At 63.8% G+C, this 25,429-nt stretch carries 22 protein-coding genes; 8 read left to right on the top strand and 14 right to left on the bottom strand.

The features are described from left to right. Nucleotides 1-60 precede the first annotated feature (60 nt). The 10 genes from MPZ60_RS01235 to MPZ60_RS01190 form a co-directional block, all read right to left on the bottom strand. Nucleotides 61-1,089 carry a cyclase family protein gene (locus MPZ60_RS01235; RefSeq protein ID WP_034357835.1) on the bottom strand — a complete coding sequence of 343 codons (1,029 nt, stop codon included), beginning with the start codon at nt 1,087-1,089 and terminating at the stop codon, nt 61-63. Nucleotides 1,090-1,149: 60 nt separating this feature from the next. Beyond that, complete coding sequence (locus tag MPZ60_RS01230) at nt 1,150-1,860, bottom strand: DsbA family protein (RefSeq protein WP_034357833.1); 711 nt, start codon at nt 1,858-1,860, stop codon at nt 1,150-1,152. Nucleotides 1,861-1,952: 92 nt separating this feature from the next. Further along, complete coding sequence (locus MPZ60_RS01225; RefSeq protein WP_034357831.1) at nt 1,953-2,834, bottom strand: LysR family transcriptional regulator; 882 nt, start codon at nt 2,832-2,834, stop codon at nt 1,953-1,955. A gap of 135 nt (nt 2,835-2,969) precedes the next feature. After that, nucleotides 2,970-4,418 (bottom strand): aldehyde dehydrogenase family protein, encoded by a 1,449-nt coding sequence (locus MPZ60_RS01220; protein WP_034410701.1) that lies wholly within the window; start codon nt 4,416-4,418, stop codon nt 2,970-2,972. Between the two features lie 174 nt (nt 4,419-4,592). After that, nucleotides 4,593-5,930, bottom strand: coding sequence for an enolase C-terminal domain-like protein (locus MPZ60_RS01215; RefSeq protein ID WP_034351494.1), 1,338 nt, complete (start codon nt 5,928-5,930; stop codon nt 4,593-4,595). A gap of 37 nt (nt 5,931-5,967) precedes the next feature. Then, nucleotides 5,968-6,933 carry a 2-hydroxyacid dehydrogenase gene (locus tag MPZ60_RS01210; RefSeq protein ID WP_034351492.1) on the bottom strand — a complete coding sequence of 322 codons (966 nt, stop codon included), beginning with the start codon at nt 6,931-6,933 and terminating at the stop codon, nt 5,968-5,970. A 107-nt stretch (nt 6,934-7,040) separates the two neighbouring features. After that, nucleotides 7,041-8,000 (bottom strand): tripartite tricarboxylate transporter substrate binding protein, encoded by a 960-nt coding sequence (locus MPZ60_RS01205; RefSeq protein WP_034351490.1) that lies wholly within the window; start codon nt 7,998-8,000, stop codon nt 7,041-7,043. Nucleotides 8,001-8,056: 56 nt separating this feature from the next. After that, nucleotides 8,057-8,968: a 5-dehydro-4-deoxyglucarate dehydratase gene (gene kdgD / locus MPZ60_RS01200; protein ID WP_034351488.1), complete on the bottom strand. Its 912-nt coding sequence runs from the start codon at nt 8,966-8,968 to the stop codon at nt 8,057-8,059. 41 nt (nt 8,969-9,009) lie between these two features. Further along, complete coding sequence (locus tag MPZ60_RS01195; RefSeq protein ID WP_034351486.1) at nt 9,010-9,987, bottom strand: tripartite tricarboxylate transporter substrate binding protein; 978 nt, start codon at nt 9,985-9,987, stop codon at nt 9,010-9,012. A 298-nt stretch (nt 9,988-10,285) separates the two neighbouring features. Further along, complete coding sequence (locus MPZ60_RS01190; protein WP_080746061.1) at nt 10,286-11,041, bottom strand: FadR/GntR family transcriptional regulator; 756 nt, start codon at nt 11,039-11,041, stop codon at nt 10,286-10,288. Between the two features lie 143 nt (nt 11,042-11,184). Between MPZ60_RS01190 and MPZ60_RS01185 the strand changes: the two genes are divergently transcribed. The 3 genes from MPZ60_RS01185 (at nt 11,185) to garD (ending at nt 15,324) form a co-directional block, all read left to right on the top strand. Next, the gene (locus MPZ60_RS01185) at nt 11,185-12,480 is read left to right on the top strand and encodes a glucarate dehydratase family protein (protein ID WP_242881949.1); all 1,296 of its coding nucleotides are present in this window, start codon (nt 11,185-11,187) and stop codon (nt 12,478-12,480) included. Nucleotides 12,481-12,598: 118 nt separating this feature from the next. Next, nucleotides 12,599-13,600, top strand: coding sequence for a tripartite tricarboxylate transporter substrate binding protein (locus MPZ60_RS01180; RefSeq protein ID WP_034351484.1), 1,002 nt, complete (start codon nt 12,599-12,601; stop codon nt 13,598-13,600). Nucleotides 13,601-13,758: 158 nt separating this feature from the next. Continuing rightward, nucleotides 13,759-15,324 carry a galactarate dehydratase gene (gene garD, locus MPZ60_RS01175; RefSeq protein WP_034351483.1) on the top strand — a complete coding sequence of 522 codons (1,566 nt, stop codon included), beginning with the start codon at nt 13,759-13,761 and terminating at the stop codon, nt 15,322-15,324. Between the two features lie 128 nt (nt 15,325-15,452). Here garD and MPZ60_RS01170 read toward each other — a convergent pair whose 3' ends face one another. Beyond that, nucleotides 15,453-16,991, bottom strand: coding sequence for an acetyl-CoA hydrolase/transferase family protein (locus MPZ60_RS01170; protein ID WP_034351481.1), 1,539 nt, complete (start codon nt 16,989-16,991; stop codon nt 15,453-15,455). 365 nt (nt 16,992-17,356) lie between these two features. Between MPZ60_RS01170 and MPZ60_RS01165 the strand changes: the two genes are divergently transcribed. Further along, nucleotides 17,357-18,337: a YihY/virulence factor BrkB family protein gene (locus tag MPZ60_RS01165; protein WP_012836717.1), complete on the top strand. Its 981-nt coding sequence runs from the start codon at nt 17,357-17,359 to the stop codon at nt 18,335-18,337. Nucleotides 18,338-18,442: 105 nt separating this feature from the next. Here MPZ60_RS01165 and MPZ60_RS01160 read toward each other — a convergent pair whose 3' ends face one another. After that, complete coding sequence (locus tag MPZ60_RS01160; RefSeq protein WP_003059561.1) at nt 18,443-19,216, bottom strand: ferredoxin--NADP reductase; 774 nt, start codon at nt 19,214-19,216, stop codon at nt 18,443-18,445. 398 nt (nt 19,217-19,614) lie between these two features. Here MPZ60_RS01160 and MPZ60_RS01155 point away from each other — a divergent pair, with 398 nt between their 5' ends. From MPZ60_RS01155 to MPZ60_RS01140, 4 genes are all read left to right on the top strand, one after another. Continuing rightward, the gene (locus tag MPZ60_RS01155) at nt 19,615-20,817 is read left to right on the top strand and encodes an ABC transporter substrate-binding protein (RefSeq protein WP_034351480.1); all 1,203 of its coding nucleotides are present in this window, start codon (nt 19,615-19,617) and stop codon (nt 20,815-20,817) included. 94 nt (nt 20,818-20,911) lie between these two features. Then, nucleotides 20,912-22,837 carry an ABC transporter permease gene (locus MPZ60_RS01150; protein ID WP_034351478.1) on the top strand — a complete coding sequence of 642 codons (1,926 nt, stop codon included), beginning with the start codon at nt 20,912-20,914 and terminating at the stop codon, nt 22,835-22,837. Continuing rightward, nucleotides 22,834-23,595 (top strand): ABC transporter ATP-binding protein, encoded by a 762-nt coding sequence (locus MPZ60_RS01145; RefSeq protein ID WP_034351476.1) that lies wholly within the window; start codon nt 22,834-22,836, stop codon nt 23,593-23,595. Before MPZ60_RS01150 ends, MPZ60_RS01145 begins: the two co-directional genes overlap by 4 nt. After that, nucleotides 23,592-24,362: an ABC transporter ATP-binding protein gene (locus MPZ60_RS01140; RefSeq protein WP_034351475.1), complete on the top strand. Its 771-nt coding sequence runs from the start codon at nt 23,592-23,594 to the stop codon at nt 24,360-24,362. The genes MPZ60_RS01145 and MPZ60_RS01140 overlap by 4 nt, the downstream gene beginning before the upstream one ends. Nucleotides 24,363-24,371: 9 nt before the next feature. On the opposite strand, the gene MPZ60_RS01135 is transcribed toward MPZ60_RS01140, so the two are convergent. Together MPZ60_RS01135 and MPZ60_RS01130 are read right to left on the bottom strand one after the other, a co-directional pair. Then, nucleotides 24,372-24,962 carry a YiiX/YebB-like N1pC/P60 family cysteine hydrolase gene (locus MPZ60_RS01135; RefSeq protein WP_034351474.1) on the bottom strand — a complete coding sequence of 197 codons (591 nt, stop codon included), beginning with the start codon at nt 24,960-24,962 and terminating at the stop codon, nt 24,372-24,374. After that, nucleotides 24,959-25,375: a DUF4878 domain-containing protein gene (locus MPZ60_RS01130; RefSeq protein ID WP_034351611.1), complete on the bottom strand. Its 417-nt coding sequence runs from the start codon at nt 25,373-25,375 to the stop codon at nt 24,959-24,961. The genes MPZ60_RS01135 and MPZ60_RS01130 overlap by 4 nt, the downstream gene beginning before the upstream one ends. Nucleotides 25,376-25,429: the final 54 nt, after the last annotated feature.

The following is a 25,429-nucleotide window of genomic DNA, read 5'->3' as shown; positions in this document are numbered from 1 at the left end:
ATCGCTGCGCGACTGGCACTGCAGGGGCAGGTCCGGCACGGGCCGCGTGAAGTGCCGCACTCAGCGCACCGGAATGGCAATCGGGCGCAGCGGCGCGGCGTCGCCGCCTCGGATCTTCAACGGGTTTCCTATGAAGGCGAACTCATAGACCTTGTCGCGCGAGAGCCCGTCCAGGGCCACCAATTCCATGATGGGAATGCCTTGCTGGGCCAGCAGGTAGCTGTGCAGCGGCACATAGTCATCGTCCACTTCTGAGGGGAAAGTCTCCAGGCTCAGGTTGTCAGCGCCGACAATCATGGCGCCGGCATCCTCGGCCAGAAAGTGTGCGGCATCCAGGCCCAGCCCTGGCGGTTTGGCCATATAGGCCTGGGGTTGCTCGTAGAGCTTCATGCGTCCCGTGCGAATCAGCACGACATCGCCCTTCTGCAGCGTCACGTTCTGGCGTTCCAGCGCGTCCTTGAGGTCCTGGCGCGTGATCCGGTACTGGTCGGGCAGCATGTCCAGGCCCTTGGCCGCAGCCACGTCAATCAGCACGCCGCGCGCCACCAGTGGCGGGAATTTCTCTATGCCTGTGCGCTGCCAGCCGCGGTCGCCCAGATGCTCGTCGGCGCTGAAGCCGTTCCAGATCCTGCCGCGTATGCCGAAGTGGTTGAGTGCGTCGATGTGCGTGCCCGTATGGCTGTACATGGAGAACGCCGTGCCCGTGTAGCTGCGCGTGGCGTTCATGTTCTTGCCCACGTTCATGGGGTCGTCCACCACGGTGCCGCGTGGCGTGTGCGTCATCCAGAACTGGTAGTGCGGATCGCCGGCGTCCTGCCAGCTGGGCATGCCCACGTAGTACTCGGTGGCGAGGTCATAGACCTGGCCACCTGCGATGCGCTGCAGGATGGCAGCGCGCGAGGCGGGCGTTATCAGGTTCAGGCGGCCGATCTCGTCGCCCGGCCCCCAGGGGCTGGTGCCCACATCCTGGCCGGCACCGGCCGGGAACGTGTGGCCACCGTGGGCATGAGCCAGGCCGGAGAACGCTGCTGCCATCGCGAGCAACAGGGTGGGCAAGCGCCGGACACCGGCGCGGAAAGAGAAGTTCATGAGTGTTTCCTAAGAAGCGGTGCGCCTTTCGGCGCCAGTGAAAAAGTGAGAGGAAATGGCTTAGCCCACCAGGGCGCGCAGCCGTTCACGCAGCATGTTCAGGGGCTGGGTCTGCAGCGGTGGCAGGCCCTGGGCGATCAAGGTGGGAATGCTGCGCAGGCCCAGGTGCTGAGCCAGTGCGATGTCCTGGTGAACCATGTTCAAGGCCTCGGTGCTTTCCATGCAGCGTGCAAACGCATTGCGCTCGAAGCCGGTGTGCGTGGCAATGTCCAGCAGCACCTCGGCGTCGCCTATGTTGCGATGGGCACTCATATGGGCGTGCTGTATGGCATCGAACAGATTCCAGTGGGCCTCGTCGCCCTCCAGGATCTGGGCAGCCTGGCAGGCCAGTGCGCCGGCCAGGCCACTGGGGTACTCAAAGGTTTCGCGGCGCATGCCTTCGATGTCGATGCGCTGCGTATCGTCATGCCGTGCGCAGGCCTCCCAGTGCCCAAGAATGATCTGCTTGGCCTGCACCATGGAGCCAAACCTTGCCACCATCTCGGCGCGGGAGGCTTGCAGCACAAAGCTGCGCTGACGTACGCGCAGGCCCAGCTCGCCGGCCACCTGGCGCAGGCGTGGTGACATCACATAACACCAGCCGCAAACCACGTCGTGGAAGAAATCGATGGTGGGAGCAGCCTCAACTGCCGCGGACAGTACCGGGTCAGGGGCTGGATGAGCTGCGACCTGCGCGGGCAGAGCGCAGGAAAAATCATGGCATTGCGTCATGCTTGTGTCCTTCATGGCTGATGGACAGCAAGCGTAGGGCCCAGGCCTCGCAGGAGTAAGAGGCCTGCGCTTGAGAGACTCTTAATCCGGCGTCAAGAATCGCCGCCCATGGCCGCAGGCAGCTCTTCTGCCAGAAAGTCCACAAAGGCGCGCACCTTGGGCAGCAGGTGGCGTTGCGTGGGGTAGACCACGTAGACATGGCGTGGCGGCTCTGCCCAGTCTTGCAGGCTCAATGCCTCCAGCTGGCCCTGAGCGATGGCGGGCCGGGCCAGAAAGGACGGCAGTGCACCGATGCCCAGGCCGGCCACCAGCAGCTCCCGCAACATCAGGCTGTTGTTGACGCTGGCTCGTGCTTCGCTCGGAACTTGCAGGCCGTCGTCAGCCTGTGCCAAGCTGTAGTTCAGCAGTGCATGGCCACGCAGTGCGGCCACGCTGGCCGGGCGGCCGTGTTGCTGTAAATAGGCCGGCGAAGCGCACAACATTTGCGACAGCGAGGCCAGGCGCCGCGCAATCAGCGATGAGTCCGCCAGTTCGGCGCTCAGGCGTATGGAGACATCAAAGCCCTGGCCAACAGCGTCCACCAGCCGGTCTTCCATGGATAGGTCGATCTGCAATTGCGGATGGCGCTGCATAAAGCGCGCCAGCAGCGGCGCCAGCGTGCTCAGCGCAAACGACAGCGGCGCGTTCACGCGCAGCCGCCCCGTCACCAGCTCGGACTGCGCCCGCACCGATTGCTCCAGCGTGTCAAAGCCATCGAGCAGCCGACAGCATTCGGCGTAGTAGGCCCGGCCGGTATCGGTCAGGCTCATGCGGCGCGTGGTGCGCTGGATCAGCACCGCACCCAGCTGTGCTTCCAGCGCGCGCAACTGCTTGCTGAGAGCCGCCGAGGAAAGATCGAGTGCATCGGCGGCCCTGGCAATGCTGCCCAGTTCAACAATGCGCCGAAAGGCGCGCAAAGGGGTGAGCGAATCCATGGAAGAGAAGAGCGAAAACCTGGGCCGCAGCGTAGCAGCTTTCGCAGCAAGGCCGACGCGGCCCGGGCATGCTCGCTCTTCTTCTGAAAAATGGGCCGCTCAAGCTTTGCAGCTTGCTTGAACAGCCCCCAAGCATCAGGCCAGCGTATAGGCCGTCTTCACCGTGGTGTAGAACTCCTGGGCATAGCGCCCCTGCTCGCGCGGGCCGTAGCTTGAGCCCTTGCGACCGCCGAACGGCACGTGGTAGTCCACGCCCGCCGTGGGCAGATTGACCATGACCATGCCGGCCTGGCTGTGGCGCTTGAAGTGCGTGGCGTACTTGAGGCTGGTGGTGGCAATGCCGGCCGACAGGCCAAACGGCGTGTCGTTGGACACGGCCAGGGCCTCTTCGTAGTCCTTGACGCGGATCACGCTGGCCACGGGGCCGAAGACTTCTTCGCGGTTGATGCGCATGCCGGCTTCGGTGTCCACAAACAACGTGGGCGCCATGTAGAAGCCGTCCTTGCCGCTGCCCGTGTGGCAGGCGACGCGGGCGCCGCCGGCGGCCAGGCGCGCGCCTTCGGCCTTGGCGATCTCCACGTAGCTCAGGTCCTGCTCCAGCTGGGCCTGGCTGACCACGGGGCCCATATCGGTGCCGGCGGCGCGTGCGTCACCGACCTTGATTTGGGCCATGCGGGCCTGCAGGGCCTCGATGAAGGCCGGGTAGATCTTGTCGGTGACGATGAGGCGGCTTGATGCCGTGCAGCGCTGGCCCGTGGAGTAGAAGCCGCTTTGCGCCGACAGTTCCACGGCCTGGTTCAGGTCGGCATCGTCCAGCACGATCTGGGGGTTCTTGCCGCCCATCTCCAGCTGCACCTTCTTGCCCGAAGCCACGCAGGCCGCCGCAATGCCGCGACCCACGCCCGTCGAACCTGTGAAGCTGATGGCGGCCACATCGGCATGGCTCACCAGGGCTTCGCCGATCACGCGGCCCGGGCCCAGGACCAGGTTGAAGACGCCGGCGGGAATGCCCGAGCGGTGGATGATGTCGGCCAGGGCCCAGGCGCTGCCGGGCACCAGGTCGGCGGGCTTGAGCACCACGCAGTTGCCGAAGGCCAGGGCCGGGGCGATCTTCCAGGCGGGAATGGCGATGGGGAAGTTCCAGGGCGTGATCAGGCCGACCACGCCGATGGGCTCGCGCGTGATTTCCACGCCGATGCCGGGACGCACCGAAGGCACGCTCTCGCCCGTCAGGCGCAGGCATTCACCGGCAAAGAACTTGAAGATCTGGCCGGCGCGGCCGACTTCGCCAATGGCTTCGGGCAGGGTCTTGCCTTCTTCGCGCGCCAGCAGCTCGCCCAGCTCCGCCTTGCGCGCCAGGATCTCCGTGCCGATCTTGTCCAGGGCGTCGGAACGCGCCTGGATGCCCGAGGTGGACCAGGCCGGGAAAGCGGCGGTGGCGGCGGCCACGGCGGCCTGCACATCCTCGGCACCGCCCTGGGCGTACTCGCCGATCACATCGGACAGGTCGCTGGGGTTGGTGTTGGGGGAATAGCTGTCAGCAGCCGTCCACTGGCCGTTGATGAGGTTGTCGTAACGGGACATGAAATGCTCCAAAAGAGAGATTCGATAAAAGAGGTGAGCTAGTTGGGCGCTGCATTTGAAGCAGGCGCGGCCCAAAGCGATGGACACCGAGCAAGGGCCGTCCCGCAGCGAAGGTGTCGTCCCCCTCCCGCGCAGCGAGAGAGGGGGAAGCGGCGCCAGCCGCTCAGGGGGTGCTCAGCGCACCATGCAAGGCCGTTTGTTGTCGAACTTCCAGCCGGGGATCAGGTGCTGCATGGCAATGGCGTCGTCACGCGCGCCCAGGCCGTGCTCCAGATACAGGGCATTGGCGCGCTTGAGCGCCTCGCGGTCCACGGTCACGCCCAGGCCGGGGGTCTTGGGCACTTCCACAAAACCGCCCTTGATCTGCAAGGGTTGCTGCGTGAGGTACTGGCCGTCCTGCCAGATCCAGTGCGTGTCGATGGCCGTGACCTTGCCGGGCACGGCGGCGGCCACGTGGGTGAACATGGCCAGCGAGATGTCGAAGTGGTTGTTGGAGTGCGAACCCCAGGTCAGGCCCCAGTCGCGACAGGTCTGGCCCACGCGCACCGAGCCGGCCATGGTCCAGAAATGGGGGTCGGCCAGGGGGATGTCCACGGACTGCAGCGACAGGGCGTGCACCATCTGGCGCCAGTCGGTTGCAACCATGTTGGTGGCCGTGGGCAGGCCGGTGGCACGACGGAATTCGGCCATGACTTCACGGCCCGAGAAACCGCCTTCGGCGCCGCAGGGGTCTTCGGCATAGGCCAGCACGCCGCGCATGTCGCGCATCAGGCGGATGGCGTCCTTGAGCAGCCAGCCGCCGTTGGGGTCCAGGGTGACGCGGGCGTCGGGAAAGCGTTTCGCCAGGGCCGTCACTGCCTCCACTTCCTGCTCGCCAGCCAGCACGCCGCCCTTGAGCTTGAAGTCGTTGAAGCCGTAGCGTGCGTAGGCGGCTTCGGCCTGGCGCACGATGGCCTCGGGCGTCATGGCCGTCATGTGGCGCACCTGGGTCCAGTCGTCCGTGCCCAGCTTGTCTTCGCCGGGCTTGACGTAGTCCAGTCCTGTCTTGTCGCTGGGGCCCACAAAGAACAGATAGCCCAGCATTTCCACGCGATCGCGCTGCTGGCCTTCGCCCAGCAGGGCGGCCACGGGCACACCCAGGTGCTGGCCCAGCAGATCCAGCAGAGCGGATTCGATGGCCGTGACCGCGTGCACGCCGATGCGCAGGTCAAAGGTCTGCAGGCCGCGGCCGCCTGTGTCGCGGCCTTCCAGGGATTTCTGCAGCTCTTGCAGCAGCTGCAGGTGCTGGCCGACAGAGCGGCCGATCAGCACCTGCCTGCTGTCCTCCAGAGCCTGTCGAATGCCTTCGCCGCCCGGCACCTCGCCCACCCCGGTACGGCCCGCGCTGTCGTGCACCAGCACGACGTTGCGCGTGAAGTAGGGCGCATGCGCGCCGCTGAGGTTCATGAGCATGCCGTCGCGGCCGGCGACGGGAATGACTTCGATGGCGGTGATGGTCGGGGTAGTGGACATGGGAAGACTCTTCAACAGACTCGGAAGGAAAAGGAAATCACTGCGCGGCGGACCAGGGCACCTCGGCCGCAGGGCGGCCCGTGGCGATGAACTGCTGCAGGTTCTGCAGCACCAGGTCGGCCATGGCGCGGCGGGTTTCATGGGTGCCGCTGGCGATATGGGGGGCCAGCACCACGTTGTCCAGGGCCAGCAGGGCAGGCAGGGGGCGGGGCTCGTCCTCGAACACGTCGAGGCCCGCACCGGCGATGCGCTTGTTCTCCAGAGCATCGGCCAGGGCGGCTTCGTCGACCACGCTGCCGCGCGCCACGTTGACCAGGAAGCCCTGTGGGCCCATGGCGGCCAGTACTTCGGCATTCACCAGGTGGCGCGTGCCTTCGCCGCCGGCGGCGGTGATGACCAGGATGTCGGCCCAGCGTGCCAGCTCCAGCAGCGAGGGCAGGTACTGGTGGGGCGAGCCTTCGACGGGGCGGCGGTTGTGATAGGCCACTTCCATGTCGAAGCCCGAGGCGCGGCGCGCCACGGTGCTGCCGATGCGGCCCATGCCGAAGATGCCCAGACGCTTGCCGCTGGCGCGGGTGCGGATGCCGAAACGGCTCTTGCTCCAGTCGCCGCGGCGCACGAAACGGTCGGACTCGCTGAGGCCGCGCGTGGCGTCCAGCAGCAGGGCAAAGGCCAGGTCGGCCACACAGTCGTCGAGCACGCCCGGCGTATAGCCCACACGCGCGCCGCGGCGCAGCAGGGCGTCCTTGTCGAGGGCATCGAATCCCACGCCGAAGCTGCTCACGAACTTGAGCTTGGGCAGGGCGTCGACCACACGGGCGGGCAGGCCCATGGCGGCCGAGGTGACCGCATATTCGAACTGGCCGCCATGCTCGGCAAGAAAGCGCTCGGGATCGGGCTGCTCGGAGAGGATGCTCACCTCGTAGGCCTGAGCCAGTTCGGCATCAAGCTGGGTCAGCGGCATCTTGCCGTATTGAAGAACGCGTGGTCGGATGGTCGCCATGCCTTGGAATCCTTGGAACTTGCGGGGACTGAAAGCCCCTGTGAAAAGGGCCTGCGTGGTGGCAGGCCTGCGGGAAACGGCCTGGGGGCCATCCCGTTGTTTCTAGCTCAATCTGCGGTGATCTTTCGCGTTTGGATCAGGGTTTTCCAGCGCTCGTTCTCCTGGGCCTGAAAGCGTGTGAATTCTTCGGGCGTGTTGCCCACGATTTCCAGCCCCTGCTCCACAAAGCGCTTGCGGATATCGGGTTGCTGCACGGCGACAATGGCGGCCTTGGCCAGTCTGGACTTGACATCCGCCGGCAAGCCCCTGGGAGCGGCCATGCCTTGCCACGAATAGACCTCGGCTCCCTTGACGCCGGACTCGGCCAGTGTGGGAACGTCGGGCAGCACAGGCGAACGCTGGCTACCGGTCACGGCAATGGCGCGCAGCTTGCCGCTACGCAGATGGGGCAGCACGGCGTTGACGTTCTGGAAGGAAAAATCCACCTGTCCACCCAGCAGATCGGTGATGGCCGGTGCTCCGCCCTTGTAGGGTACATGCACGGCTTCGGTGCCCGTTTGCTGCCAGAACAGCTCGGCCGACAAATGATCCGAAGAGCCATTGCCGGAGCTTGCAAAACTGATCTTGCCGGGATTGGCCTTGAGCGCGGCAATCACCTCGCTCACGCTGCGGGCCTTTTGCGTCGGGCTGGCAACGAGCACATTGGGCGCCTGCACGGGGATGGTGATGTAGTCGAAATCCTTGCTGGCGTCATAGGGCACGTTCTTCACCATATGCGGGGTCACCACAAAGGGGCCCAGCGATGCCACCAGCAAGGTGTAGCCATCGGCCGCAGCGCGCTTGACGGCTCCCGCACCGATGGTGCCCGTGGCTCCAGGACGGTTTTCCACGACAAAGGGCTTGCCCAGTTGCTCGGCCATGCTCAGGGCCACCGCACGCGCCACCGTGTCGGTGGAGCCGCCAGCCGGGAACGGCACGATGATGTTCACGGGCCGGTCGGGAAAGTTGCCAGCCGCCTGGGCGGCCAGGGCCAGGGTGGCACCCAGCGTGATCAGTATCTTTTTCATGCTTTGTCTCCTGAAGACGCGGGGCCCGGTTCTTGGCCTGACCCCTGCATCGGGTCTTACTGGGGGCCGAGCTTGTCGATCAGGACCTTGAGTTCTTCCATCTCGGCAGGCTTGAGGTCGGTCAGGGGAGCGCGCACGGGACCGGCATCGTGGCCGACCAGCTTGGCGCCGGCCTTGATGATGCTCACGCCGTAGCCTTCGACACGGTTGCGGATCTTCAGGTAGGGCATGAAGAATTCCTTGAGCAGCTTGTGCTGCGTGGCCTGGTCATCGGTGCGCACGGCTTCGTAGAACGCCATCGCCGTCCTGGGGATGAAGTTGAAGACGGCAGAGGAATACACGGGCGTGCCCAGAGCCTTGTAGGCGGCCGCGTAGACCTCGGCCGTGGGCAGTCCGCCCAGATAGGCGAAGCGATCACCCATCTTCATGAAGATGGAGGACATGGTCTCGATATTGCCCAGACCGTCCTTGAAGCCCACCAGGTTGGGGCAGCGCTCGGCCAGGATGGCCAGGGATTCAGGCGTGAAGCGAGAGCGGTCGCGGTTGTAGACGATGACGCCGAACTTCACGCTCTTGCAGACCTGCTCCACATGGGCGATTAGGCCTTCCTGGCCGGCTTCGGTCAGGTAATGAGGCATCAGCAGAATGCCGTGGGCACCCAGTCGTTCCGCCTCCTGGGCATGGGCGATGGCGTTGCGTGTGGGGCCGCCTGCGCCGGCGATGATGGGCACCTTGCCACGGCAGGTATCCACGGCGGTCTTGATAATCTGGCCGTATTCCTCGCCATACAGCGAGAAGTATTCGCCGGTGCCACCAGCGGCGAACAGGGCACTGGCGCCATAGGGTGCCAGCCATTCAAGGCGTGCGGCATAACCCTTGGCATTGAAGTTGCCCTGGGCATCGAAGTCCGTCACGGGGAAGGACAGCAGGCCGGAACTCATCACGTCTTTGAGGTCTTGGGGTGTCATGGTAATCCTTGAAAAGAAGAGAGCAAAAAAGATCTGGCAGCTCAATCCAGCTGCAGTTGGGCGGCTTGCACCACGGCGCGCCAGCGCGCGCGCTCGGCGTTGAAGAATTTGTCGGTTTCGGCGGGCGTCATCGTGACGACCTCGGCACCCTGGCCGGTCAGTCGGGAGCGGACCTCGGTGGAGCGGATGGCAGCGAGCAACACCTGGTTCACACGCTGCACCACGGCTTCAGGCGTCTTGGCGGGCAGCACCACGCCCTGCCAGGTGCCCGAGGCAAAACCCTGTGCGCCCTGCTCCGCCAGCGTCGGCACATCGGCAATCAGCGGCATGCGGGTGTTCTTGGAAATGCCCAGCAGCTTGAGCTTGCCGCTTTGCACATGCGGATAGGTAGCCAGCATGCCGTTCATCAGCACCTGGGTCTGGCCGGCTACCGTGTCCTGCACCGACTGCACGCCGCCCTTGTAGGGCACATACACCCATTTGGCGCCGGTGATGCGGGCCAGCTCCACGCCAGCCAGATGGGGGGCACTGCCCGATGCGGTAACGGCAAAGTTCAGGTCCTGCTTTTTGGACAGCTCCACCAGTTCCTTGAGATTGCCGGCCTGAACGGAGGGATGCACCACCAGCATATGGGGCGAATAGGCCAGCATGGCCGCACCGCGCAGCGCCTTGGAAGGGTCGAAGCTGAGCTTGGTATAGATGGAGGGAGAGATGGCCAGTGCACCGAGATCGCAGAGCAGCCAGGTATAGCCGTCGGCCGGTGCGCGGGCGACGAATTCAGCCCCCAAATTGCCATTGGCGCCGGGCTTGTTGTCGATCACCACGGTCTGCTTGAGCTCCTGGGAAATCAGCTGCCCGATGGAGCGCGCAATGATGTCGGAGCTGCCGCCGGGCGGATAGGGAACGACCAGACGGATGGGCTTGCTGGGCCAGGCATCGGCAGCCAGCAATGTGGACGACAGCAAACCGCCGGCCGCCAGGGCCAGCAGAGAGCGCAGAAAGTGCGAGCGTCGGACCATGGTGAAATGTCTCCTTGTTGTGGTCAGTCATCATACAACTAGGTTTTTTTGAACACCAAGACATTTTTTCTAAGGGTAAGCACGGGGCACCGCCGTTTACCAGGCTTCAACTGGCGCCACTCTCACCCATTAAATACGCTTCAAGCTGAATACCATAGAGCGCTTGCAGCTATTATTTTTGAATCATCGTAAAGGGCTCCGCGCAGCGGGGACACAGAGGCCGCAGCATGCCGCTGGCACTGGCAGCCCGTTACTGCGGTCAGGCGCTGTCCCACCCAAGCGCCTGGGCGCAGTGGGCTCAGGACTCTGCGCTCAGACTCAGACGCTGGGCCAGGCGCAAACGCTCCCGCGAGTTGGTCAGATGGATGCGCATGGCGGCACGGGCCGAATCGGCGTCCTGGCGCACGATGGCGGCATAGATCTCCTCGTGCTCGCGGTTCACCCGGCGCAGATAGTCGGGATCGCGTGCCGGCGTATGCATGGAGGCAATGCGATTGCGCGGAATCAGCAGCGTTCCGAAGTGCTGCAGGATGTCCTGAAAATACCGGTTGCCTGTGGCCTGCGCGATGCTCAGATGAAAGGCCAGATCATGCTCGACGGTGTCGTGCCCCAGGGCGAAATGATGCTCGAACGCCTGCAGAGCCTCGCTCATGACCTGCAGATGGGCTTCGCTGCGGCGCTGGGCTGCCAGACCGGCAGCCTCGGTCTCCAGACTGATGCGCAGCTCCAGCACAGCCAGCACATCGACGGACTCGCTGAGCTCGCGCGCGCTGAGCATGGGGCTTGCGCTCTGGCGCGCGGGCAGCACAAACGTGCCTATGCCATGGCGGGTCTCGACCAGCCCTGCAGCCTGCAATTTGGACAGCGCCTCGCGCACCACGGTGCGGCTGACGTCATAGCTGCGCACGAGTTCGGACTCGGTGGGCAGCTTGTCCCCCTCATGCAGCAGGCCCTGGCGGATCTTGTGCTCGAACTCCTCGGACAACAGATTCGCCAGACTGCGGCTGCCCTTGCTGGCTTTGCTGCGCAGCGCGTACCCCTCCGTCAGCGGCAAAGACGGGGTTGATTGGGGTAATTCCGATGTCTGAGTACTCATGAGCCTGATGATAATGGCTTTCAGTTGTACGACAACATACCACAAAACCTCCCTATTTCAACTTCGGTCCGCAGCTCCTGCGCCGCATCAGTCATCTCAAGATGAGCACTTCTCACCAGATCCGCCACATCCGCATCACGCCGATTGCCTTCCGTGATCCGCCGCTGCTCAACGCCGCCGGCATTCACGAGCCCTGGGCGCTGCGCTCCATCATCGAGATCGAAACTGCTTCCGGCCTGGTCGGCATCAACGAGAGCTATGGCGACCAGCCCATGCTGGATGCTTTGGCCAAGGCCGCACCGGCCCTGGTCGGGCTCTCGCCCTGGGCCCTCAATGAAATGGAGGCCCGTGTCGCCGCCCTGGTCACTCCGCCCAAGCTCACGGCCTCGGAATTTCTAGGTCAGCAGTTCTCGCTGGCCCCTGGCACCCATGTCTCCAAGACCGTGGCCAAGGTGGTCAGCGCCTTCGAGGTCGCCATGCTGGACCTGCAGGGCCAGATGGCCCAGGCCCCCATCGTCGACCTGCTGGGCGGACCCGCACGCGACCGCGTGCCCTACTCGGCCTATCTGTTCTACAAATACGCCGAGCATGTGGACCAGCCCTATGCACCCGACGCCTGGGGCGAGGCCCTGGCGCCGGCCCAGTTGGTGGCCCAGGCCCGGCGCATGATCGATCAGTACGGCTTCCAGAGCATCAAGCTCAAGGCCGGCACGCTGCCGCCCGAGCAGGAGGCCGCCGGCATACTGGCGCTGGCCGAGGCGTTCCCCGGCACACCGCTGCGCATCGACCCCAACGGCAACTGGACCGTGGAAACCAGCCTGAAGATCGTGCAGCAGTTGCGCGGCGTGCTTGAGTACTACGAGGACCCGGCCCCGGGCCTGGACGGCATGGCCGCCGTGGCACCCGAGTGCGATGTGCCACTGGCCACGAATATGGTGGTGACGGACTTTGCCGAGTTCCGCCGCAACGCCGACATGGGCTGCCCCGTGAAGATCGTACTCAGCGACCACCATTACTGGGGCGGCCTGCGCGCCACACAGCGCCTGTCCACGCTGTGCCGCACCTTCGATCTGGGCCTGTCCATGCACAGCAACTCCCACCTGGGCGTGAGCCTGGTGGCCATGACGCATCTGTGCGCCAGCGTGCCCCTGCTGACCTATGCCTGCGACACCCACTATCCATGGCAGGACGAGGAAGTCGTCGAAGGCGGTCGCCTGCAGTTCGAGCAGGGCAGCCTGCGCGTGCCCACCACGCCTGGCCTGGGCGTGACCCTGGATCGCGAAGCCCTGGCCCGCCTGCACGACAACTATCTGCACTGCGGCATCCGCAACCGCGACGACCTGGGCCAGATGCGCAAATACGACCCGGAATTCACCGGCAAGCAACCGCGCTTCTGAACTCCAGCCCTTGCACAGAAAAGACCGCAAAGAGCAAACATCCAGCCCAAGCCGAGCTGGTTCGATCGCCCCCCTTTCCACAGCGCGAAAAGACGCTTTTCAACCGGAGACAACCATCATGCAACGCCGCACCCTGCTTCAATCCACCCTCGCCGCCAGCGCCCTGCTGCTGGGCACATCCCTTGTCGCCACACCGGCCCTGGCACAGGGCAACTGGCCCACGGGCAAGCCCATCACCTATCTGGTGCCGTTCCCCCCCGGCGGCAATACCGACACCCTGGCGCGCGTGATTGCTCAGCCGCTGAGCAAGGCCCTGGGCACGCCCGTGGTCATCGAGAACAAGGGCGGCGCCGGCGGCAGCGTGGGTTCGGCCCTGGCGGCACGCGCCCCGGCCGACGGCTACACCATTCTGGGCGGCACCATCAGCTCGCACGCCATCAATGTCAGCCTGTACTCCAAGCTGGACTATGACCCCGTCAAGTCCTTCACGCCCGTCGCCATGCTCGGCTCCGGCCCTCTGGTTCTGGTGGTGCCTGCCTCCAGCCCCTACAAGACTCTGGCCGACGTGCTGGCCGGCAGCAAGGCCAAGGCCTCATCGGGCGGCCTGACCTCTGCCTCTCCGGGCAACGGCACCTCCAACCACATGGCGCTGGAACTGCTGGCCTACCAGACCGGCGTGAAGTTCACCCATGTGCCCTACAAGGGCAGCGGCCCCGCCGTGCAGGATGTCATGGGCGGACAGGTGGACATGATGTTCGACACTGCCCTGGTCGTCGGCCCGCACATCCAGTCCGGCAAGCTGCGCCCCATCGCCGTGAGCAGCTCCAAGCGCCTGGAATCGCTGCCCGATGTACCCACGATTGCCGAGGCCGGCGAGAAGGGTTTCGACATGGGCTCCTGGCAGGCCGTTTTCGCCCCTGCGGGCACGCCCAAGCCTATCGTGGACCGCCTGCATACCGAGATCCTGAAGATCATCGCCACCCCCGAAGTCCAGGCCCGCCTCAAGAACTTCGGCATGCTGCCGTCGAACATGAGCACCGTCGAGCTGGCCGATTATCAGAAGGCCGAGGTGAGCAAGTGGGCCAAGGTGATCAAGTCTGCTGGAATAAAGGCTGAATAAGTAAGGCCCCCCTGAGCCGCTTCGCGGCTTCCCCCTCTCTAACTTGCTTCGCAAGGGAGGGGGACGACACCATCGCTGCGGGGCGGCCCTTGCTCGGTGTCCCTCGCCTTGGGCTGCGCCGTAGCCGTGCTGGCCCTCTAGAAAATTGAGACATTGCCATGAGTACCCCACTTCCGCTTTCCATCACCATGCACGCGGCCGACAACGTGGCCATCGTGGCCAATGACGGCGGCCTGCCTGCGGGCACCGTGCTGCCGTCCGGCCTCACGCTGCTCGACAAGGTGCCGCAGGCGCACAAGGTGGCACTGGTGGACATTCCCGAGGGCGGCGAGGTGCGCCGCTACAACGTGATCATCGGCTATGCGCTCAAGCCCATTGCCGCCGGCAGCTGGGTGCACGAGCGCTTGCTGCAGATGCCCGAAGCACGCTCGCTTGAGGGCCTGCCCATCGCCACCGTCAAGCCGCCCGTGCTGGAGCCGCTGACAGGCTATAGCTTCGAGGGCTACCGCAATGCGGACGGCACGGTAGGCACGCGCAACATCCTGGCCATCACCACCACGGTGCAGTGCGTGGCCGGGGTGCTCGACTTTGCCGTGCGCCGCATCAAGTCCGAGCTGCTGCCCCGATACCCCCATGTCGACGACGTGGTGGGCCTGGAGCACAGCTATGGCTGCGGCGTGGCCATCGATGCCGTGGGCGCCGAGATCCCGCAGCGCACGCTGCGCAATATCAGCCGCAACCCTAACTTCGGCGGCGAGGTCATGGTGGTCAGCCTGGGCTGCGAAAAGCTGCAGCCCGAGCGCCTGCTGCCGCCGGGCAGCTTTCCCATCGTCGACGAACGCGAACCAGCACTCGATGTGGTCTGCCTGCAGGACGAGGCCCATGTGGGCTTTATGTCCATGATCGACTCCATCATGCGCCAGGCCGAGCAGCATCTGCGCCGCCTCGACGCCCGCCGCCGCGAGACCGTGCCCGCCAGCGCCCTGGTGGTGGGCGTGCAATGCGGGGGCAGCGACGCCTTCAGCGGCGTCACGGCCAACCCCGCCGTGGGCTTTTGCACCGACCTGCTGGTGCGCGCGGGCGCCACCGTGATGTTCAGCGAGGTGACCGAGGTGCGCGACGGCATCGACCAGCTAACCTCGCGCGCCGCAAGCTCCGAGGTGGCCGAAGCCATGATCGAGGAAATGGCCTGGTACGACGCCTATCTCGAAAAGGGCCGCGTGGACCGCAGCGCCAACACCACGCCGGGCAATAAAAAAGGCGGATTGTCGAACATCGTCGAGAAGGCCATGGGCTCCATCATCAAGAGCGGCACGGCCCCCATCACCGGCGTGCTGTCGCCGGGCCAGCGGCTGGCCGATCGCGACATCAGCCAGGGCCTGGTCTATGCGGCCACGCCGGCCAGCGACTTCATCTGCGGCACGCTGCAGCTGGCGGCCGGAATGAACCTGCATGTCTTCACCACGGGCCGCGGCACGCCTTACGGTCTGGCACAGGTGCCGGTGATCAAGGTGGCCACGCGCAGCGACCTGGCGCGACGCTGGCACGATCTGATGGATATCAACGCCGGACGCATTGCCGACGGCGAGGCCACGATCGAAGACATAGGCTGGGAAATGTTCAGGCTGATGCTCGATGTCGCCAGCGGTCGCAAAAAGACCTGGGCCGAACATTGGCAGTTGCATAACGCGCTGGTGCTGTTCAACCCGGCCCCGGTGACCTGAAGCCGTACGGCGCCCTCACCTCTGAAACGCTTGCCAATCCAGAGCGCTTTGCGAAGCTGCTGCCTGAGCTGCAGACAGAATCGCCGGAAACGCTGCCATGGCAGCGTTTCCGGTTTGCGCGTGCGCCCTCAGGCCTGCATGGAGCCCGTCTTCAGATAGCGCTGATGCCAGGCATAAGCCTGGTCGAGCAAATGCGGCGTGTGCTTTCCCGGTGCGTCGCGCAGCGCGCGCTCCAGATACTCGCTCATCGCCACCTTGTAATCGGGGTGCACGCATTTCTCGATGATCAGACGCGCGCGCTGCACCGGAGCCAGGCCGCGCAGATCGGCCAGGCCCTGCTCGGTCACGATGACCTGCACGTCGTGCTCGGTGTGATCGACATGGGAGACCATGGGCACGATGCAGCTGATCTTGCCGTCCTTGGCCGTGGATGGCGTCATGAAGATGGACAGATAGGCGTTGCGTGCAAAGTCGCCGCTGCCGCCAATGCCGTTCATGATGGACGAGCCCATGACATGCGTGCTGTTGACGTTGCCGTACATATCGGCCTCGATCAGCGCGTTCATCGAAATCAGGCCCATGCGACGGATCAGCTCCGGGTGGTTCGAGATCTCCTGCGGGCGCAGCATGATGCGCTGGCGGTAGTAGTCGATGTTGGCCAGAAAGCGCTCCATGGCCGCCGGGCTCAGCGCCAGCGAGGTGGTCGACGCGGTATCTAGCTTGCCCGACTCCAACATGTCCAGCATGCCGTCCTGCAGAACCTCGGTATAGGCGTTCAGGTGGTCGAACGGGCCCTTGTTCAACCCCGCCAGCACGGCGTTGGCGATATTGCCAACACCCGACTGCAGCGGCAGCAACTCGGGCGGCAGGCGACCCGCCTTCACCTCGTGCTGCAAAAAGTCGATGATGTTCTCGGCAATGCGCATGGAGCCTTCATCGGGTGCCGTGAACGCCGCCAGCCTGTCGCGCTGGGCAGTGGACACCACGGCAATCACTTTGCTCGGGTCGCAATGCAGATAGGGCTCGCCGATGCGGTCGAACGGATGCTCCATGGGTATGGGCTTGCGCTTTGGCGGCACGGCCGCGCCGTAGTAGATATCGTGCATGCCTTCGAGCTCGGCGGGCTGGGCGCTGTTGACTTCGAGAATGATCTTGTCAGCCTGCTCCAGCCAGGTCTTGTTGTTGCCCACCGAGGTCGATGGAATCAGGCGACCATCGGGCAAAACACCCGCCACCTCGATCACCGCCACGTCAAGATGACCGAGGAAACCGAACCACACATGCTGCGCCACATGGGACAGATGGATGTCCACATACTGCATGCGGCCCTCGTTGATCTCCCTGCGCACCGTGGGGTCCGACTGATAGGGCAGACGGCGCTCGATGCCATGCACCTTGGCCAGTGCGCCATCGAGTTCGGGCGAGGTCGAAGCTCCCGTCCACAGACTGATGCGGAAGTTTCCGCCGTTGGCGTTGCGCTCTTCAATGCGGCGTGCCAGTGCCTGGGGCACAGCCTTGGGTGCACCTGCGGGTGTGAAACCGCTCATGCCCAGTGTCATGCCGGATTGAATCAGGCCGGCGGCCTGGTCCGCCGTCATGATGCGCTCGCGCAAGACAGGGCAAAGCACGCGATCTGCAGGAGAAGCGGTGGAAAAGGAAGTCTGCATGTAATGTGTCTCGTCTTGCCAGCCTTCTTGAAGAGGGAAGGCATTTTTTTGTAGTCCAATGGTTGCACTTTGACTGGTGCAAACCCGGATTGAACTACGACACACAGAGAGTCGCCAAGCGTAGTTGACTAGAGAAAACCCCGATGCGCTTTCTTTAAAGAAGCCGACGAAGTTGGATTCATAACTCAAAAAAGTGAGCATTCATCGCTCAACGGATAAAGGATGAAAACTTGAAACCGCTGAAATCGACCACCATGACAGAGTTGCCAGAATGCAGGCGGAAATTACAAAATATTTGCCTGTACTCACTGCCAGCAGACATAGGCTGACAAAACCACCATGGTTCAGCAACCAGAATTCGACACATGGCTTTTGATACCTCCGGCTGGCAGCACAAGCTGCGACGCCTCGCCCACCCCCTGCAACCGCTGATCGACTCCGTACAGCTCTGGCTGCAGGCCGACGGTCTGCGCATGAGTGCCGCCATGTCTTTCTACGGCATGCTGAGCCTGGCGCCGCTGTTGCTGGCCGTCGTGGGGCTGCTCGGCTGGTGGCTGGATCGCAGCTATGTGGAAAGCACCTTGATCAGCCAGATACAGAGCGTGGTCGGGGAGCGCGCAGCACAGGTCGTCAAGAGCGCTCTGGCCAGCGCCCAGAATGCCAATCAGGGCTCGCTCGCGTCCGTACTCGGTCTGGTGATGATGCTCTCGGGCGCCACCGGTGTATTTGTGGAGCTGCAGGCCTCACTGGACAAGCTCTGGTCCATGGGCGAAGAGTCTCGCCCGCAGGAGAACAAGCCCTGGTGGAGCATGGCCATCTCACGTCTGTGGGGATTGAGCTATGTCGTGGGCCTGGGCTTTTTGCTGCTGGTGTCCATGGTGCTTTCGACCGCCATCCAGATGATCACCAAATGGGCCAATGACGAGTTGCAGCTTGTGCCGCTGGGCCCGCTGATGGGACTGATCAACGAAGGCCTGTCCTTCGGCATTGCGGTGCTGCTGTTCTGGGGCCTGATGCGCATGGGTACCGGCATCAAACCCGTCACCAGATACCTGCTGCTGGGCTCGCTGACGGGTGCCGCGCTGTTCACCATAGGCAAGCAGGCCCTGGCCTGGTATCTGTCCACCGCCGCCGTGGTATCGGCCTATGGCGCAGCCGGCTCGCTGGTGGTCGTGCTGATGTGGTTTTATTTCACCTCGGCCATCCTGCTGTTCTCGGCCGCCACGGCCAAGGCCTGCAGCAAATCCAAGGTCCAGCTGGGCATCCCGTTTGTCTCGCGCAAGCCATCCAGCGCCACCCCCATGGATGTGCAGCGTCTTCCCGAAAATGCAGGGGAGAACATATGAAGCCGCCGAGATCGACTGCCATACCTGGGCTCGCAACCATCTGCGCCATGTCGACAATGTAAAAAGGCCTGCTGATGCAGGCCTTTTGCTCGGGGCGAGGTGGAATCACTTTTCCACAAACGCACGCTCAATGACAAAGTCGCCGGGCGTGGTGGTGTTGCCTTCCTTGAAACCGCGCTTTTCCAGCAGCTCCTTGAGTTCGGACAGCATGGCGGGGCTGCCGCACAGCATGACGCGATCGGTCTCGGGATTCAGATCGGGAAGACCCAGGTTTTGCGGGAAGGTGCCGTTGTTGATCTGGGCGGAGATACGCCCTTGGTTGCGGAAGGGCTCGCGTGTCACCGTGGGGTAGTAGTGCAGCTTGCCCTTGACGATATCGCCAAGGAATTCGTGCTCGGGCAATTCCTTCTCGAACAGCTCCTGATAGGCCAGCTCCTGCACCTGACGCACGCCATGCACCACGACCACGTTGTCGAAACGCTCATAGGTCTCGGGGTCGCGCGCCACAGCCAGCCAGGGAGCCAGGCCGGTGCCCGTGCCGATCAGATACAGATTCTTGCCGGGCAGCAGATAGTCGATCAGCAGCGTGCCCGTGGGCTTCTTGCCCACGATGATGGTGTCACCCACCTGGATGTTCTGCAGCTTGGAGGTCAGAGGGCCTTCGGGTACCTTGATGGACAGGAACTCCAGATGCTCTTCGTAATTGGGGCTGGCAATGGAGTAGGCGCGCAGCAGGTTCTTGCCATCCACCTTCAGGCCGATCATGGTGAAATGGCCGTTGGAAAAGCGCAGCGATGTGTCGCGGGTGGTGGTGAAGGAGAAAAGACGGTCGGTCCAGTGGTGGACGGACAGCACGCGTTCTTCAAGAAAAGCACTCATGATTCGTCTGAAATAAAAACTCTAAGCAGAAAACCTGCGCGGCAAATGCTGGGCGGTGGCGGGGCACTGCAGGTCGGAGCTGCTAGCGCGTTGGCTGCCGGTTGCCAAGCGGGACAAGACCTATATTGTCCGGCAATTGCACAGAAACGGGTGAATCACACATGAATGTCTTGAGATCGAATAGTGATAAGCAGAATGAAGCTGTCCGATACCGCGGTATCGACGAAAAACTGCCCCGTCGTTCTTGACTCAGGGAAAACGCTGCTCTAGGATCAGTCCCCACGCGCTTTGAACAAGCGCTTTATTTGTCTATATAAATGCTCAGATTGAGCATTAGTAATTGCGGCGACCCTGTGTCTCAGGCCATGGTCGCCCACCTAGCATCGAGGAGAATGACAATGCAGTTGCGCTGGTCCCTGCCCCTGCTGACACTGGCCGCCCTGCCCGCCTGGGCACAGGGCGTAATCAAGATTGGCGAAATCAACAGCTACAAGGCCCAACCCGCGTTTCTGGAGCCCTACAAGAAGGGAATGGAGCTGGCGGTTGAACAGGTCAATGCCGCAGGCGGCATTGCCGGCAAGAAGCTGCAGCTCATCGTGCGCGACGACAACGCCACGCCGGGCGATGCCGTGCGTGCCGCCGAAGAGCTCTACACGCGCGAAAAGATCGATGTGCTCACGGGCAGTTTTCTCTCGCATGTGGGCCTGGCACTGACCGATTACGCCAAGCAGAAAAAGCGCTTCTTCCTCGCCTCCGAGCCGCTGACCGACAAGATCGTCTGGGCCGACGGCAATCACTACACCTACCGTCTGCGCGGCTCCACCTATATGCAGACCGCCATGCTGGTGGAGGAAGCGCTCAAGCTCAAGAAGAAGCGCTGGGCCATCGTCTACCCCAACTACGAATACGGCCAGTCCGCGGTTGCCACCTTCAAGACGCTGATGAAGGCCAAGCAGCCCGATATCGAGTTTGTGGCCGAGCAGGCACCTGCGCTGGGCAAGATCGACTCCGGCTCCGTCGTGCAGGCGCTTGCTGACGCCAAGCCCGATGCCATCTTCAACGTGCTGTTCGCCACCGACCTGGGCAAGTTCGTGCGCGAAGGCAATACACGCGGCCTGTTCAAGGGTCGTGAAGTCGTGGGCCTGCTGACGGCAGAACCCGAATACCTGGATCCGCTCAAGAAGGAAGCGCCTGTCGGCTGGACCGTGACCGGCTACCCCTGGTATTCCATCAACACCCCCGAGCACGCTGCCTTCCTCAAGGCCTATCAGGCCAGGTTCAAGGACTACCCGCGTCTGGGCACCATCGTGGGCTACAACGCCATCCAGTCGATTGCTGCGGGCCTGCGCAAGACCAAGGGCGACCCCGACACCGAGAAACTGATTGCGGCCTTCAAGGGCCTGGAAGTCGCCACACCTTTCGGCCCCATCACCTACCGGGCACAGGACAACCAGTCCACCATGGGCGCCTATATCGGCAAAACCGCCTATGACGAGAAGCTGGGGCGCGGCGTGCTGGTCAACTACCACTATGCCGACGGCAAGAACTACCAGCCCACGGACGAGGAAGTGAAGAAGCTGCGCCCCGTGACAGCGAACTGATTTCGCTTCGGCGAAAATACCAGGCCACCTGCACTGCAGCAGGTGGCTTTTTCATCTCTGAACACACTATGTCGAGCTTCAGGAGCTACGCAGCATGAGTGCATCCGGCCTGCTGGCCCAGCTGCTCAACGGACTGGCCAGCGCATCTTCGCTGTTTCTGGTTTCGGTCGGGCTGTCGCTGATCTTCGGTGTCACCCGCACCATCAACTTCGCCCATGGCTCGTTCTATATGCTGGGTGCCTTCATCGCCTACAGCAGCGTGGACCTGCTCTCGCCCCATATCGGCTTCTGGCCCGCGCTGCTGCTGGCTCCGCTGGCCTGCGGCGCACTCGGTGCGCTGACCGAGACACTGCTTCTGCGTCGCATCTACAAGGCGCCAGAGCTGTTTCAGCTGCTGGCCACGTTTGCGCTGGTACTGGTCATCAAGGATGCTGCGCTGTGGCTGTGGGGCCCCGAGGAACTGTTCGGCCCGCGTGCCACAGGGCTTGAAGGCTCGGTGGAGATTCTGGGCCGCCAGTTCCCCACTTACGATCTTTTCTTGATAGCGGTCGGTCCCTGCGTCCTCCTGGGCCTGACGCTTTTGTTGACCAGGACCCGCTTTGGCACCCTGGTGCGTGCCGCCACGCAGGACCGCGAAATGGTGGGCGCCCTGGGCGTCAACCAGGCCTGGCTGTTCACCGCCGTCTTCGCACTGGGTACGCTGCTGGCAGGCCTGGGCGGAGCGCTGCAGCTGCCGCGCGAGCCCGCGAGCCTCGAGATGGACATGCTCACCATTGGCGCCGCGTTTGTGGTGGTCGTGGTCGGCGGCATGGGCAGCATACCGGGCGCCTTCATTGCCGCGTTGCTGGTGGCGGAGCTCAAAGCCGTCTGCATCTGGCTGGGCGTGCAGGAGATCGCGGGTCTTGAGCTGTCGTTCTCCAAGCTCACGCTGGTGGTGGAGTTCCTGGTCATGGCCGTGGTGCTGATCTGGCGGCCCTGGGGCCTGCTGGGCAAGCCACAGGCGCTGGCACGCAGCGCTGGCGAGCCCGAACAACCGCTACATCCTGCTGGCCGTGGAGCAGCAGCCGCATGGCTGGGCCTGCTGACCCTGCTGGTGCTGCTGCCAATGATGGCCAGCGGCTCCGAAGGCGGCAGCTACGCCACCGTGCTGCTGGCCGACATCTTTGTCGCCGCGCTGTTCGCGAGCAGTCTGCACTTCATACTCGGGCCCGGCGGCCTGCACTCCTTCGGTCACGCGGCCTACTTTGGCCTGGGTGCCTACGGTGCGGCACTGCTGGTGCGTACGCTGGATCTGCCCATGGAAGCGGCGCTGCTGCTCGGCCCCCTGGCCGCCGCTGCGGGCGCCCTGCTCTATGGCTGGTTCTGCGTTCGGCTGTCGGGCGTCTATCTGACCATGCTGACGCTGGCGTTTGCGCAGATCAGCTGGGCCATCGTCTTTCAGTGGGATGACTTCACGGGCGGCAGCAACGGCCTGACCGGCGTCTGGCCCCCCGAATGGGCATCGCAGGGCCCGGCGTTTTACTGGCTGGCTCTGGGCATCTGCGCGCTTGGCATCTATTTGCTTCGTCGCCTGCTATTTTCTCCTCTGGGATATGCGCTGCGCGCATCGCGCGACTCGGCGCTGCGGGCCGATGCGATCGGCATCGACGTGCGACGCATTCAGTGGACGGCATTCGTGATCGCCGGGCTGTTTGCCGGTCTGGCCGGAGCGCTGTTTGCCTTCAGCAAGGGCGGCGTTGCGCCCGACGCCATGTCGGTCACCAAATCGGTGGATGCACTGGTCATGGTGCTGCTGGGCGGCGTGCAGACACTGGCCGGCCCCGTGGTGGGCGCGGCCGCCTTTACCTGGCTGCACGACACCGTGGCACGCAACACCGAATACTGGCGCGCGCTGATGGGGGCGACCATGCTGATTCTGGTGCTGCTGGCACCGCAGGGCATTGCAGGCTATGCGCAGCTGCTGTGGTCGCGCACATGTGGCAAGGTATGCGCCAAGGACAAAGCAGGAGCAAGGACATGAAGCTGCTGCAGGTACAGAACGTCAGCAAGGCCTTTGGCGGCGTGAAGGCCGTGCAGCAGGTCTCATTCAGCCTGCAGGCGGGCGAGCTGCTGGCCCTGATCGGCCCCAACGGCGCTGGTAAGAGCACCACCTTCAATATGGTCGGCGGCCAGTTGCCGCCCGACAGTGGCCAGGTGCTGCTCAACGGCCAGTCCATCACAGGCCTGCCGCCGCGCGCCATCTGGCGCAAGGGTGTGGGACGCACCTTCCAGATTGCACAGACTTTTGCCTCGCTCAGCGTGGTGGAAAACGTGCAGATGGCTTTGCTGTCGGCCGATCGCAGGATCTTCAGTTGGTGGCAGCGTGCCGCCAGCCACCGGCGTTCCGACGCACTGGCCCTGCTGGAGCAGGTGGGCATGGCGGCTCAGGCCGATCGAGCCTGCAGCGCTCTGGCCTATGGCGATGTGAAACGAGTCGAGCTGGCCATGGCGCTGGCCCATGATCCGCTGCTGCTGCTCATGGACGAACCCACGGCCGGCATGGCCCCGGGCGAGCGTGTCGCGTTGATGCAGCTGACGCGCCAGCTTGCGCAGCAGCGCCGCATGGGCGTGCTGTTTACCGAGCACAGCATGGATGTGGTTTTCGGTCAGGCGGACCGTGTGGCCGTGCTGGTGCGCGGCCAGTTGCTGGCCGAAGGTACGCCGCAAGCCATTCGCGACGATGCGCGCGTGCAGCAAGCCTACCTCGGTACCGGCCTCGTTCTTGAAAAACAGCAATGAATCAAATGCATAGCAACCAGCGATTGATGGATAAGGGCAAGAGCCAAAAATTGCTTGAAGTCCAGAACCTCAACGCCTGGTATGGCGCGGCCCATATCCTGCATCAGGTATCTCTGGCCGTGGGGCGGGGCGAAGTCGTGGCGCTGATGGGGCGCAATGGCGCGGGCAAGTCCACCACGCTCAAAAGCATTGCTGCTCTGGTGCCGCGCCGCGAGGGCAGTATCCGCTTCATGGGTGAGGCGATGGAAAAAAAGGCCCCGCACCAGATCGCGCAGCGCGGCCTGGGCTATGTGCCCGAGGATCGCCGCATCTTCACCGAACTGACGGTGCTGGAAAACCTCGAGGTCGGCAAGCAAAAGCCTCGCCGCTGGCCCGATGGCCAGGCCGTTCCGCACTGGACGCCCGAAAAACTGTTTGCGCTTTTCCCCAACCTGGGCGAGATGCCTGACCGCCTGGGCGGGCGCATGAGCGGTGGCGAGCAGCAGATGCTGAGCGTGGCCCGCACGCTGATGGGCCAGCCCTGTCTGGTGCTGCTGGACGAGCCCTCCGAGGGGGTTGCTCCGCTGATCGTCGAGCAGATGGCGCGCACGATTCTGGAGCTGAAGGCGCAGGGCATAGGAATCTTGCTCAGCGAGCAGAACCTGCCGTTTGCCGAGGTCGTGGCCGACCGGGCCTATGTACTGGAAAAGGGCCAGATCGTACACGCAGCCAGCATGGCCGAACTGGCAGGCGACAAGGGAGTGCGCCAGCAATATCTGGGCGTCTGAAACCCTGGTCTAGCGTAACGACAGCAATGGCGTCAGCGGGCGCAAACGGGATGAGCGCAGCAGCTTTCCGGGCAGCAGGTAGCTCCCCCCGAAAATCGGCAGTTCCACCTCGGTAAAAACCACCCCTAGGTCCACGCCGCTTTGCAGCCAAGCCTGCCAGACCAGCGTGGTGCAATAGACGCCCTGACCCGAACTCCGCAGCTGAAACGGCTTACCCTGCTGCGCCATGGCCCAGGTCACGGCCCGCTCGCGCGCACCGGGGTCTGCCGCGACCTGATACAGGCGAAAGGCCTGAGCGCGCTGAACGCCCAGGAAAAAGTCCAGCGAATCCAGCACCACGGCATCGGGCTGGCCCTCGCGTTCGGACGGCGTGGCATGCAGCACCTGCCAGTGACCGGGCCGGCCCACCAGCATGCCCACATGGCTGAAGTCACCACCGTCCACGGCCTGCACCAGTTGGCTGACGTTCTCCGTACCCTGGCGAAAGATCAGATCGCCCGGCGCAGCCTGCGGCGGCAGTTGCGGCGTTGCAAAAGCCAGGCCGGCACAGCAGGCCGACAGCGCCATCACAGCGGCCGTTGCCAGCCGCCGAGAAATCACAGCTGCACTTTCCAGACGCCCTGTTCCTGAAACAGATTGATGCGCTCGCGGCGGGTGCTGCCATCGCGATAGCTGACCAGCACCCGCAGCTTGACGACGTCTTCGGAGAGCGTTCTTTCCACCACCTCCACCTTGGCCAGGCCGCCCTTGGAGTCGATCATTCCCTTGGAGCCTGCCAGCATGCGGCGCAGCTTGTACTCAAAACTCGCCAGCTGCTCCCTGGAAATATTGCGTGCCGAGACCAGGGCAATGCAGGCGTCGAAATCACCGGCCGCAACCAGCGCGTAAAAGCGCTGGATCAGCTCATCCTGACTTTGTTCAGGGGTGGTCGTGGCACAGGCCGACAGACCCAGAGCCAGAGAGAAGGGAAGAAGCAGACAGCGGCGGCGGGAAAGGGAGACAGAAGCAGACACGAACCGGTACAGCAAAAGCAAAGAAGGCCGCAGTGTAGTCGCCACAACGGCCCT

Source organism: Comamonas sp. 7D-2 (genome assembly GCF_022749555.1).
GTDB classification, from domain to species: Bacteria; Pseudomonadota; Gammaproteobacteria; order Burkholderiales; family Burkholderiaceae_C; genus Comamonas; species Comamonas thiooxydans.
This window is presented reverse-complemented; position numbering and strand designations above follow the sequence as displayed.